This window comes from Burkholderia mayonis, assembly GCF_001523745.2.
Taxonomy (GTDB): domain Bacteria; phylum Pseudomonadota; class Gammaproteobacteria; order Burkholderiales; family Burkholderiaceae; genus Burkholderia; species Burkholderia mayonis.
Genome location: NZ_CP013387.1, coordinates 1,670,266 through 1,682,089, shown reverse-complemented (window position 1 = coordinate 1,682,089; position 11,824 = coordinate 1,670,266). Strand labels below are relative to the sequence as shown.

General features: G+C 65.1%; 8 protein-coding genes and 3 pseudogenes. 7 read left to right on the top strand and 4 right to left on the bottom strand.

From position 1 onward, the window contains the following. Window positions 1–372: 372 nt before the first annotated feature. The 5 genes and pseudogenes from ppk2 to WS70_RS26065 form a co-directional block, all read left to right on the top strand. Window positions 373–1,302 (top strand): polyphosphate kinase 2, encoded by a 930-nt coding sequence (gene ppk2 / locus WS70_RS26085; RefSeq protein WP_059471019.1) that lies wholly within the window; start codon window positions 373–375, stop codon window positions 1,300–1,302. A 309-nt stretch (window positions 1,303–1,611) separates the two neighbouring features. Further along, the gene (gene ilvA, locus WS70_RS26080) at window positions 1,612–3,171 is read left to right on the top strand and encodes a threonine ammonia-lyase, biosynthetic (RefSeq protein WP_162499016.1); all 1,560 of its coding nucleotides are present in this window, start codon (window positions 1,612–1,614) and stop codon (window positions 3,169–3,171) included. 34 nt (window positions 3,172–3,205) lie between these two features. Then, a pseudogene (locus tag WS70_RS33720) lies at window positions 3,206–3,871 on the top strand (FAD-dependent oxidoreductase); the annotation flags it as partial. Window positions 3,872–4,309: 438 nt separating this feature from the next. Continuing rightward, window positions 4,310–5,560, top strand: a complete 1,251-nt coding sequence (locus tag WS70_RS26070; protein WP_059597508.1) for an NRAMP family divalent metal transporter — start codon at window positions 4,310–4,312, stop codon at window positions 5,558–5,560. A 152-nt stretch (window positions 5,561–5,712) separates the two neighbouring features. Then, a pseudogene (locus WS70_RS26065) lies at window positions 5,713–5,868 on the top strand (IS110 family transposase); the annotation flags it as partial. 16 nt (window positions 5,869–5,884) lie between these two features. Here WS70_RS26065 and WS70_RS26060 read toward each other — a convergent pair. Continuing rightward, window positions 5,885–6,949 carry a DMT family transporter gene (locus WS70_RS26060; RefSeq protein WP_059597509.1) on the bottom strand — a complete coding sequence of 355 codons (1,065 nt, stop codon included), beginning with the start codon at window positions 6,947–6,949 and terminating at the stop codon, window positions 5,885–5,887. Window positions 6,950–7,268: 319 nt separating this feature from the next. After that, on the bottom strand, window positions 7,269–7,859 hold the full coding sequence (locus WS70_RS26055) for an IMPACT family protein (protein WP_059597510.1): 591 nt from the start codon (window positions 7,857–7,859) through the stop codon (window positions 7,269–7,271). 276 nt (window positions 7,860–8,135) lie between these two features. Here WS70_RS26055 and WS70_RS33250 point away from each other — a divergent pair. After that, a pseudogene (locus WS70_RS33250) lies at window positions 8,136–8,955 on the top strand (transposase family protein); the annotation flags it as partial. Window positions 8,956–9,107: 152 nt separating this feature from the next. Here WS70_RS33250 and WS70_RS26045 read toward each other — a convergent pair. Then, window positions 9,108–10,466, bottom strand: coding sequence for a pectin acetylesterase-family hydrolase (locus tag WS70_RS26045; RefSeq protein ID WP_159082971.1), 1,359 nt, complete (start codon window positions 10,464–10,466; stop codon window positions 9,108–9,110). Between the two features lie 41 nt (window positions 10,467–10,507). Continuing rightward, a complete protein-coding gene (gene plcR / locus WS70_RS26040; RefSeq protein WP_108034062.1) occupies window positions 10,508–11,161 on the bottom strand; it encodes a phospholipase C accessory protein PlcR in 654 nt (217 codons plus the stop codon). A 190-nt stretch (window positions 11,162–11,351) separates the two neighbouring features. Between plcR and WS70_RS31905 the strand changes: the two genes are divergently transcribed. Next, window positions 11,352–11,654 carry a hypothetical protein gene (locus WS70_RS31905; protein WP_156438177.1) on the top strand — a complete coding sequence of 101 codons (303 nt, stop codon included), beginning with the start codon at window positions 11,352–11,354 and terminating at the stop codon, window positions 11,652–11,654. Window positions 11,655–11,824: the final 170 nt, after the last annotated feature.

The window sequence follows — 11,824 nt, the reverse complement described above, 5'->3', positions numbered from 1 at the left end:
CCGCGCCTCTACGGTCGGATCGTCCGCTGCCGGTTGCCGTCGGCCATTAGCCGTTCGCCGTTTACCGACCGTCTTTCTTCGTTTTCTGACCGCCGGTCGACCATCGCCCGCCGCCCGCCGCCCGCCGCCCGCCGCCCGCCGTTCACCGTTCACCGCCCACGGCCCACCGTCCACCGTCCACCGTCCACCGCAACCGCAACCGCAACCGCAACCGCAACCGCAACCGCAACCGCAACCGCAACCGCAACCGGCCGTCCGGCACCGCTCGCAGCCTTTGGCCTCGCGAACACCGGCGCGCAGTCATTCCCGCGACACTCGAGCCTGCGATAATGTCCGCGGAACGCGTCTGCGACGCGCAGCAAGGAGGCCGACATGAGCGAGAAGGAAACACGGCGCGACACGGCGCCGCTGCACGAGCGGCAACGCCGCTTCGAGGAGGATCTCGTCGACGCGTACGACGAAGAGCTCGAGATGGAGCTCGACGATCGTCGCTTCGAAGACGACGAGCCGCTCTTTTCCGCCGAGCGCCGCGAGGCGCGCAAGCACTATTTCCGCGAGCTGTTCCGCATGCAGGGCGAGCTCGTGAAGCTGCAGGACTGGGTCGTGCGCACCGGGCACCGGCTCGTCGTGATCTTCGAGGGGCGCGACGCGGCGGGCAAGGGCGGCGTGATCAAGCGCATCACGCAGCGGCTGAATCCGCGCGTGTGCCGGGTCGCCGCGCTGCCGGCGCCGAGCAATCGCGAGCGCACGCAATGGTATTTCCAGCGCTACGTCGCGCATCTGCCCGCGGGCGGCGAAATCGTGCTGTTCGACCGGAGCTGGTACAACCGCGCGGGCGTCGAGCGCGTGATGAACTTCTGCACCGACGATGAGCACGAAGAGTTTTACCGGTCGGTGCCGGAATTCGAGAAGATGCTCGCGCGCAGCGGGATCCAGATCGTCAAGTACTGGTTCTCGATCACCGACGAAGAGCAGGAAGTGCGCTTCCAGAACCGCATCGACGATCCGCTCAAGCAATGGAAGCTGAGCCCGATGGATCTCGAGAGCCGGCGCCGCTGGGAGGCGTATACGGCGGCAAAGGAGGAGATGCTGATGCGCACGCACATCCCCGAGGCGCCGTGGTGGGTCGTGCAGGCGGTCGACAAGAAGCGCGCGCGGCTCAACTGCATACACCATCTGCTGAGCCTCGTGCCGTACTACGAGATCGAACGCGATCCGGTGCATTTGCCGCAGCGAGAGCATCACGACGACTACATCCGGCGTCCGGTGCCGGCGGATATGATCGTCCCGGAGATTTACTGAGACTGCGGCCGGGCAACCGGCGTCCGCCCCGCAGTGCGGCGGCGCGCGGGCCTATCGGCGAAGGATGTCGGCGAAGGATTGACAAACCGCGCGCGCCGGCTCAAGCTTGCGCACATGAATTCCCGTTGCTTCCGCATTGCGCACATTATTCGCACCATTCATCGAATGGTGGGTTAGCGCGCGTCCGAAAGCAATCACAGCAACCCGCCTCGTGAGGCGGGTTTTTTGTTTCCGTCTCCCGGGCGTCCATTCCCAGGAGAGCATGTCATGCAGTCAGCCGACGCCGTTACGGAAACGCCCGAAACCCGCATGCCCGATGCAGCCGCGACGATCGCGGCCTGCGCGAGCGCACTCGACGATTATCTGAAGCTGATTCTGAACGCGCGCGTCTACGACGTCGCGCGCGAGACGGCGCTCGAGTGCGCGCGGAATCTGTCGGCGCGCGTGCGCAACACGGTCTGGCTCAAGCGCGAGGACACGCAGCCGGTGTTCTCGTTCAAGATTCGCGGCGCGTACAACAAGATGGCGCATCTATCCGCCGACGCGCTCGCGCGCGGCGTGATCACCGCATCGGCGGGCAACCACGCGCAGGGCGTCGCGCTCGCGGCGGCGCGGCTCGGCGTGAAGGCGACGATCGTCGTGCCTCAGACGGCGCCGCAGGTGAAGGTCGATGCGGTGCGCGCGCACGGCGGCGCGTTCGTCGACGTCGTGCAGGCGGGCGAGTCGTACAGCGACGCCTATGCGCACGCGCTGCGCCTGCAGCAGCGCGACGGGCTCGCGTTCATTCCGGCGTTCGACGATCCGTACGTGATCGCCGGGCAGGGCACGGTCGCGAAGGAAGTGCTGCATCGGCATTCGGGGCCGATCCATGCGATCTTCGTGCCGATCGGCGGCGGCAGCCTGGCTGCGGGCGTCGCGGCGTACGTGAAGGCGGTGCGCCCCGAGATCAAGGTGATCGGCGTGCAGACGGACGATTCGTGCGCGATGAAGCGCTCGCTCGCGGCGGGCAAGCGCGTCGAGCTGCCCGAGGTCGGCCTCTTCTCCGACGGCACTGCGGTGAAGCTCGTCGGCGAAGAGACGTTCCGGCTCTGCACCGCGTATCTCGACGATGTCGTGACGGTCGACACCGACGCGCTCTGCGCGGCGATCAAGGATGTGTTCCAGGACACGCGCAGCGTGCTCGAACCGGCCGGCTCGCTCGCGGTCGCGGGCGCGAAACTGTATGCGGAGCGCGAAGGCATCGAGGGCGAGACGCTCGTCGCGATCACGTCCGGCGCGAACATGAACTTCGACCGGATGCGCTTCGTCGCCGAGCGCGCGGAAGTGGGTGAAGCGCGCGAGGCGGTGTTCGCGGTGACGATCCCCGAGGAGCGCGGCAGCTTCAGGCGCTTCTGCTCGCTCGTCGGCGAGCGCAACGTGACCGAGTTCAACTACCGGATCGCCGACGCGCAATCGGCGCACATCTTCGTCGGCGTGCAGATCAAGCGGCGCGACGAATCCGACGAGATCTCGCGCACCTTCGCCGCGCACGGCTTCACGACCGTCGATCTGTCCGGCGACGAGCTGTCGAAGCAGCACATCCGCTACATGGTCGGCGGCCGCTCGCCGCTCGCGCACGACGAGCGGCTGTTCCGCTTCGAATTCCCCGAACGGCCGGGCGCGCTGATGAAGTTCCTGTCGTCGATGGCGCCCGACTGGAACATCAGCCTGTTCCATTACCGGAACCAGGGCGCCGACTACAGCTCGATCCTCGTCGGCCTGCAGGTGCCGCAGGCGGACCACGCGGAGTTCGACCGCTTCCTCGCGGCGCTCGGCTATCCGTTTCGCGAGGAAACCGGCAATCCCGCTTATCGACTGTTTCTCGGCTGACGCTCGGTGTCCGGTCGGCGCGCTCCACGCTGCTTTGCCCGGCGCGCTCGCCGCCCGGCTCGACGTGCGCTACGGGATGCCGGTCGACGCGCTGTCGGCGGACGCGCGCGCGGCGTCACGGCGCGCGTCGGCGATCACGCGTTGCGCTTCGACGCCGCGATCGTCGCGACGCCCGCGACCGTCGCGCGCCGCATCTGGCGCGCGCAATACCGATGCCGAGCGCGTACTGCTCGCCGACCGGCTATGCGCGCGCCGTGCACGTCGCGTTCGGCCTGTCGTCGCGTTGGCGCGGGCCGTCGCGGCTGCGATGCGTCTACGGCGCGCTGCTGTCGCCGGGCGCGCGCCGCATCGCGGCGCTGACGTTCGAGCGCGGGCGCCGAATCGGCGGCGGGCACGGCGACGTCGTGTCGGCAATGCTCGGGCACGACAGTGCGAGCGCGCCGCGCGACGCGTCGGACGACGAGATCGCGTGTGTCGTGCTCGACGACGCGAACGCGCTGTCGCCGGGCCTCGCCGACGCGGTGACGGCGGTGCGCGTTCGGCGCTGGGAAGCGGCGGAGCCGCTGTCGCGCGTCGGCCGCGCGCGATCGCCGCGTACCGCGCGAGCGCGGACGCGCGCCGACGCATGCTGCTCGCGGGCGATTACCTGGGCTCGCCGTGGACCGACGGTGAGGCGGAGGCGGGGATGCGGGCGTCGCGAGGGGGCGCGTCCGGCGAACGTGTGCTTTCCAATGGCTGCGTGTGCGGCGGCATGCGGCGTCGTGTTGCGACGTCTGAGTCTCGTTCCGACTCACGCCCGTTGGGCGCCTGTGTTCCTGGTCAGCCTCGCCGATGTCCGCGCCATGCGCGCACGACGGCGCGGCGCTTTCACGCGCGGCCGCCCACGCACATTCGACACGCCTTCGCTTACTTGAGCTGGCTGATGCCCCAGATCGCAATCAGCAGGCCTGCGCCGAGGCCGACGCCAAGCAGAATGTAGGTTTCCATATCGATTATCGAAGTGAAGGGGATGCCGTGTTCGCCGTCGCGGGGAACTGCGTACTATGCGCGCCGATGCGCCGATGCGCCGCTCGCGTCGGCCGCGTCCGGCGCGCTACAATCGGCCGCCGCATACTACCGATGTAACCTTTCAGTATCCATGCCGGGCTCTTCCCTTCCGTCGAAATCGAATCTGCCCGCTGGCCGGCGATGGGCGGCGCTATGGGGGCCGGGACTCCTCGTCATGCTCGCGGATTGCGACGCCGGGAACGTCGTCACCGCCGCGCAAGCGGGCGTGCAGTGGGGCGTCGGCCCGCTGATGCTGCTGCTCGGCCTCGTGCCGCTGCTGTACATGATCCAGGAGTTGACCGTGCGGCTCGGCATCTTCACCGGGCGTGGCCACGGCGAGCTGATCCGCGAGCATTTCGGCGTGGGATGGGCGTGGCTGTCCGCGGCGGGCCTCGTCGTCGCGGTGCTCGGCTCGCTCGTGACCGAGTTCACGGGCGTCGCCGGCATCGGCGAGATGTTCGGCGTGCCGCGCGCGGTCAGCCTGCCGCTCGCCGTCGCGCTGCTGATCGCGATCGTGATGACGGGCTCGCACAAGCGCGTCGACAAGGCGGCAATCGTGATCGGCGCGTTCGAGCTGACGTTCTTCGTCGTCGCGTGGAAAGCCCATCCGCAGTGGCGCGGGCTGTTCTCGCACGCCGAGCAGCCGGTGTCCGCCGGCGCGCCGTTCGGCTATCTCGCGGCCGCGCTGATCGGCGCGACGTTCAATCCCTGGATGGTCTTCTATCAGCAGGCGGCCGTCGCCGACAAGCGGCTCGGACCGGGCGACCATCGCGCGGCGCGCGCCGAGACGGCGGCGGGCGCCGTGCTGACGCAACTGCTGACGGGCGCGGTGCTCGTCGCGGCCGCGGCGACGCTCGCAGGCGACGGCGCGGCCCGCGCGCTGGGCAGCGTCGGCGAAATCAGCACGGCGCTCGAAACGGCGGTCGGCCCGCACGCGGCGCGCGTGCTGTTCGGCGCGGGCGTGCTGGGCGCGTCGATGGTTGCGGCAATCGTCTGCTCATTGTCGCTCGCATGGGGGCTCGGCGAAGTCGCCGGCTACGAGCGCTCGCTCGACGATCGGCCGACGCGCGCGCCGTGGTTCTACGGGATCTATGTCGCGTCGGTCGCCGGCTGCGCGGCGATCGTCTGGATTGCCCCCGATCTGGTGTCGCTGAACGTCGCCGCACAGGTGGTCAACGCGGTGATGCTGCCGCTCGTCGCCGGATTGCTGGTCGCGCTCGCGGCGATCGCGCTGCCGCCCGCGCAGCGGCCGCGCGGCGCTTATCTGTGGATCGTGGCGGTGGCGGCGGCGGCGGTGAGCGTCGCCGGGGTCGTCGGCGCGGCGTCGGGCGTGTTGTCGTGACATCGTGACGCTGGCACGCGAGCGACGCTGCGGTAGCGGACCTGTGGTTTGCCGACGTCGACGCTGAGGCCAAGCCGCGAGGCTTGCTGCTGGCCGAGGCCAAAGCTAAGCCGCGCCAAGCCAAGCCCGAAGCCGCGAAGCCGGCCGCGAGCCGCCATCCCGCCATCACCGCCTTCTACCAGCGCTTGATCACTGGCGGCAAACTGCCCAAGGTCGCGCTGGTCGTCTGCATGCGCAAGCCCCTGACCATGCTCAATGCCATGGTCAGATCCAACACCCCTTGGGACAATTCCCTTCATCGCACTTGACTCGGCAGACGGTTACTCAGTGCGAGTGCCGATGATGAATATCCGGGAAGTGCGCGTGCGTATGCGTGATCGGCGCGTGCCGATGCGGATGCGTGTGAGGCTCCGCGCCGTCCCAGGCGAAATCGTGCGTGTGCTGGTGATGCTCGTCGTGACGATGCCGGTGGTTGTGCTCGAGCGCGTCGTGCGTGTGCGAATGTTCGTGCCGCTCGCGCAGATGCAGCCAGATGCCGATCGCCATCAGCGCCGCGGCCGCCCAGAACGATAGCGGCGGCCATTCGGGCCACAGCGCGAGCGACAGCCCGACGCCGAACAGCGGCGCGATCGAGAAATACGCGCCGGTGCGCGCGGTGCCGAGGTTGCGCAGCGCGACGACGAACAGCACGAGGCTCACGCCGTAGCCGGCGAAGCCCGTCAGCATCGCGGCGGCCGTCGCGGCGGCGGTGGGCGGCTTCGCGCCGAGCGCAAGCGCGATCCCAAGATTGACCGAGCCCGCGACGAGTCCCTTGATGCAGGCGATCGTCGCGGCGTCGTGGGTCGAGACCTTGCGCGTCAGGTTGTTGTCGATCGCCCAGCACGCGCACGCGGCCGCGACGAGCAGCGCACCGAGCGGCACGCCCGCCTCACCCGGATGCCACGACAGCAGCACGCCGCCCGCGACGATCGCGACCATGCCGACGAAGATCTGCGCATCGACGTTCTCGCGGAACACCACCCATGCGATCACCGCGGTGAAGACGCCTTCGAGGTTCAGCAACAGCGCGCCCGTTGCGGCGGGCGTCGTCGCGAGGCCGAGCATCAGCAGCGCGGGGCCCGCGACGCCGCCTGCCGCGACCGCGCCCGCGAGCCATGGGAGTTCGGCGAGCGGCAGCCGCGACTGCTCGGCCTGCGATGCGTCGGCGCGGCGCGCGAGCCGGCGAATCAGCATGAACGCGGCGAGGCCGACGCCGCTGCCGAGATAGAAGAGGCCGGCGACCATGAACGGCGTGAGCGAGCCTAGCAGCGTCTTCGCGAGCGGCGTGGCGGCGCCGAACAGCGCGGCGGCGAGGAGGGCGGTGAACGCCGCGTGCAGGCGTGCGGGCATGGGGGCGTTGCGTGGTCGGCGCGGATTGACGTGGAAAAGTGACGCCACGATAGCGCAAACCGGGGGCGGCGGTCATCCGTTTTGTCGAGGCGCGGGGGCGGGATGGTGCGTTTAGGGTGGGCCGCAGATGGCTTGTCCGATCGGGCGGCAGCGAGGCGGGTCGTTGGGGGGCGCCTCGTGCCAAAGCGCTTCGGCATGCCGTCGATCGATACCGGAAGGCTCGGCGGATACGGCGCGCGATGTCGGACACGCGATGCGGACGCGGCGGCCGGCAGTCCGTGAACGCTGCGCCGAGCCGAGCCGAGCGCGCGTCGCGCGTTCAATCGACTGAAGGAAACCCGGCGCGCCCTTGCGTCAGATCGAACAGCGTGTCGCGGGCCGCATCGACCGCGGTCGCGGGCAGTCGGACCACGAGCTTGACCGTCATCCCGTACGCGCTGTCGACGAGATCGTGCCCTTCCTGCTCAATCCAGCGGCGCACGCGCGCCTCGTCGGGATAGCCGACTTCGATCGCAAGCCGTGCGTACGCGATCCGCTCGATGCGTTCGGCATCGAGGAGCGCGGCGGCGATCGCGTCGGTGTACGCGCGCACGAGGCCGCCCGCGCCGAGCTTCACGCCGCCGAAGTAGCGGACGACCGCCGCAAGCACGCCGTCGAGATCGTGATGGCGCAGCACCTCGAGGATCGGCCGGCCAGCGGTGCCGGACGGCTCGCCGTCATCCGACATTCCGGACTGGCCGCCCGCGAGCAGCGCCCAGCAGACGTGCGTCGCGGTCGGATGCTCGGCGCGCAGGCGCTGCAACTCGACCATCGCCGCGTCGCGGTCCTCGACCGGGATCGCATACGCGATGAAGCGGCTCTTGCGGATGTCGAGTTCGCGCGTGTAGCGGGCGGCGAGCGTGTAGGTCATGTTCGGGATGCTGTTGAATCAAGAAAAATCGATGAAGCGGGGAATGTCGCGCCCTGATCGACGTGGATCGAGATGGATGTGCTTGCGGCCGATTTGCCCACATGGTGCCTGCACGAGCCGAGTAAGATGAAACGGGTGAATTTTACCGTGGCACGCATCGACTGACATCGTTGCGACAGATGCCGTTGTGAAACGCGTTGGCGGGTGGTCGGTCATCCGAGGCCGGTCGAAAAAATGGAAGCCGACGTTTCGCAAAATTGAGAAACGGAGGCATGTGTGAATCGAATTCCGAGAGCGGTCTATGCGGAAGAGCTCGCGATGAGGCGATGAGGCCGGCTTTGACCGAAGGTGTTGGATTGCCGGAAACTGCCCGGCGGCTATCGATATCGATCAAGACGCCGGCAAACTGGATCCGAGCCGCGAAGACCGGCAAGCTGAAGGATGTCGCTCGCCACCGGAAGCCGCTAATGGAATTGGAAGCCGGGTTGGCGCAGATGAAGCGCGAACTGGCGGAAGTCAGGATGGAGCGCGATCTCTTGAGAAAATTCGCAACGTACTTCGCGAAGGAGTCGTGGTGGGTGCGGCGAGATTGAACGAATGCGACCGGACTCCCGTACCGTCAATCTGCCAGCCTGCTGGGCGTATCGATGAGCGGCTACTATGCGTCGCGTAAGCGAAAGCCTGCCGAAAGAGTGCAGCAGGCCCCCGTTTGGAAGCGGAAGCGCTCGCGACCCGTCGGCGGACGCGAAAAAGTTGCGATTCCGAACGCAGGCAACAGCATCTCGAGGCGCGCGGCATCCGAATTGGCGTGTATCGGATCAAGCGATTGCGCAAGAAACCGGGGCTGCACTGCAAGCGGAAACGTCGGTTCAAGGCTACGGCCAATTCGAAGCACGATCGGCGCTATCGTGCCGAATCTGTCAAACCAGGATTTTTCAGCGGCGGCGCCCAATCTTCAGCGGCGGCGCCCAATCAGGCCTGATGCGGCGATATCACGTCAATCGCGACCGACGAGAGTTGGCTGTATCCCGCCGGCTTGAAAGATCTGCACAGCGGCGAAATCGTTGGCTATGCGATGAGCGAACTGATGACAAAGTAACTGGTCATGCAGGCCTGTTTCGCGCCGTCGCAACCGGGCGACCGCCGACGGGCCTGAATACGTCGGCGGGACACGGTAAGCTCTGGAAACCGGGATCTACGTCTCGAATGAATGCCGCACCAGTTGGGGGAATGCGAGGTCGACTCGATTTATGTGCCAAGACCGAATGCCTTGAGCGTCGACATGACGAAGTCGAATATCGCCCGGATGATTGGCGGTCGATCCGTACTCGTGGAGTACGCCTGCATGACAGGCGTGTGCTGCGGATCTTGGTTCGACAGCAGATCGCTCAGGAACGCGCCGACGTTCTGACCGTTGCCATTGATTTCCGATCCCAAGAAGGTGAGTGCGGAAACCATATGGTTGCCGAGTAACCCCGCGCGATCCTCCGGCATGAAGTAGCCAAAGTTGGGATGGTGTCCCTTGAGTTCGTTCGTCAGTAATCTCAGGTCGTTCGTGAACAGTGCCTGGCGCAACGCTTGCTTGGTTGCCGCATCCGGGGCGGCGGCAATTTCGGGGTAGAACTGATCATACGTGAATTGCGCGATGACTTCGTCGCGTTGGAATGTCGACAATCCCATGCGATCGTTAGGAAAGGAGCGTGCCAGTATGTCGTAAAGCTCGGCCGGGTTGTTCATCACGCTGTTTTTTTCGGCCGTGCTTAGATTGGGCAGGTTCGTAATCCGATCGACTGCGCCGCCAGGTCGAAGAAAGTTCCATTCATCGAACGCCTTGGCGTACATGCGATAAGCGTGACTTGGCTGCGTGGCGTCGCCACTCAGGTTCGCGGGAAATATCGTCCCCGAATCATCGAAAAGCGCGCTCTTGCGAGGTTGCAGTGCCGTGCGAATGGAAGCGTAGTTCAACGCCGAGCCATATCCGCCCGCGCTTGCTCCCCACACCAGCAATTGATCAGGTTTGCTTAGTCCATTCTGTGTCATCCATTCGATTGCGGCTTTGACATTGGCCAAGCCGGCGAATTGCTGAATGCGCGTCGAGCGCCCGTCCGGGGCTGTGTAGACACGCACCGCGTTGCCGCCATGGATGTCGCCCGTGCAATAAGGCAAATATACGTAATGCCAGTTCATGGTCGGCGGCGCCTGCCATGTGCTGGAAAGCGCCAATATCGGAAGCCGGCTCAGGATTGGCGAGAGCATGGCGACGACGAGACCGGACGGATTGAATGCCCAGTTATGGATAACGTTTACGTAACCATCGGGAATACCATTCGGATTCGACGCGCCGAGTTCGCCGTTACCTTGGCAACTCGCGTAGTCCCAGCATGCGCCGCCCGGCTCTATGGCAACCAGCACGTTCTTTGAGAAAAGCTGAAGCGATCGGTTGACGTAGAAACGGTACGGCGTACCGTTCGCACAAGTCGCGCCGCTCGACGCGGGCAACGTCACTTGTTCCCACACGTACGGCAGTGCGGCGCATGCAGCGCCCGACCACAGCGCCGCCATCACACCCAGATAGGCCTTGCGGTTCAGCGAGATGACATGTTTCATGTTTTCCCCCCATATCATGTTTGTCAAGAGAGTCGTGATTTTCAATTGGCCTGCTTGTCGTAAAGCTGTACGCGCAGTTGTTGCAATCGCGCGGAGATAGCCGCTTGTTGCTGTTCAGGTGCGACCGTATGTGAGATATCGTCTATCGCGCTCGCACTCTGCTCTTGATAACGCCGATATCGGGGATCGTCGGTTGGCGGGTTGCCGACCGATCGGGCTGAATAGTCTTCGATCTGTTGACGCAAGTTCGAAGACAATTTCGCGCGCTCTGCTGGATTGAAATTTGCTTCGTTCAGGAGCGTTTCGCCAAGAGCAAGCGCCTGGATCGGCAGCACTTGTCCGGCTCGTACGCGATCCGGCAATGCGTTCACGAGTGACTTGACCGTGGTTTGCCGTGTCTCGGTCGATAGAGAGTCGCGTTTCTGCTGAAATGCAATGACGGCTGCCTGGAAATGCTGGAATTCAGCGGCTTCTCTGTTGCTTGCCGACGCTGAACCGATGTCCGGCTCGGACGATCGGCGGTTTGCATCGGTGAACTGGTTGGCGAGCGCGGGGGGCGGATTTGTCGCAATACCGGACGGCGCCGATGTTTCGGCTGTCGTTCTCGGAACTTTCCGGGCAATCCAGTGCGTGGCGCCATAAATGACGAGCAGAGCGATAACGGACACGGCGATCAGATATTTGACGAATCGCATTGCGAACTCCTTGCATGATAATTTGGATGTGGAGCCAAATAACTATGCGGGTTGATTTTTATGTGATGGGAGTGTGCTGGGAATGTAGGTCGAGAAAAATAATGTGCGAATGCATGAATTACCGGATTTCGCAGTGACTCTATCGAGAGTGGTGTTTGTTAATGGCGGATCATGCGATTCTGGAAGATTCATGCGACGCGAGAGATTTTCTGCATCGGTTCGGGCGGTATTCCACTGGCTATCCTTGTGTGATCGAGTGGTGCGAACGATGGTGATTTTAAATAAGCTTGCGTCGCATGCAATATCGCATTTGTTAGAAATTTCGAGACGTGGATTGCCGCCGCATGTTTCCGCAATGGAAAGCGGCTCGATTTCGAGTAAAAGTTCGTCGAGTATGGAAATGTCGCGGCTGAAGCGAGATATCGATGATCGTGACGTGGAAACGGCGCGGGAGCTCGATATTGTTTTCGTTGATCCGCAATGGAAGCGGTGAGCAGGTGCGGTTGAGCACCCGGTAGTCGGCGCGCGCGGCGGCACGGCCGCATTGATGCCGCTCGTGCTGTGCTCGATGCACGATGTCTATTGCGCGTGGATTGTGCGGAACAGCGAAATGGCGAGGGATGACCGTGATAGAAGGGCGGCGTTATCGCCCGCATCGGCGCG

What these genes read in the sequence shown, in the direction of transcription:
- WS70_RS26045 (WP_159082971.1), bottom strand. Translation starts at nt 10,466, where the DNA reads ATGAAACATGTCATCTCGCTGAACCGCAAGGCCTATCTGGGTGTGATG.
- ppk2 (WP_059471019.1), top strand. Translation starts at nt 373, where the DNA reads ATGAGCGAGAAGGAAACACGGCGCGACACGGCGCCGCTGCACGAGCGG.
- WS70_RS26070 (WP_059597508.1), top strand. Translation starts at nt 4,310, where the DNA reads ATGCCGGGCTCTTCCCTTCCGTCGAAATCGAATCTGCCCGCTGGCCGG.
- WS70_RS26060 (WP_059597509.1), bottom strand. Translation starts at nt 6,949, where the DNA reads ATGCCCGCACGCCTGCACGCGGCGTTCACCGCCCTCCTCGCCGCCGCG.
- WS70_RS26055 (WP_059597510.1), bottom strand. Translation starts at nt 7,859, where the DNA reads ATGACCTACACGCTCGCCGCCCGCTACACGCGCGAACTCGACATCCGC.
- ilvA (WP_162499016.1), top strand. Translation starts at nt 1,612, where the DNA reads ATGCCCGATGCAGCCGCGACGATCGCGGCCTGCGCGAGCGCACTCGAC.
- plcR (WP_108034062.1), bottom strand. Translation starts at nt 11,161, where the DNA reads ATGCGATTCGTCAAATATCTGATCGCCGTGTCCGTTATCGCTCTGCTC.
- WS70_RS31905 (WP_156438177.1), top strand. Translation starts at nt 11,352, where the DNA reads ATGCGACGCGAGAGATTTTCTGCATCGGTTCGGGCGGTATTCCACTGG.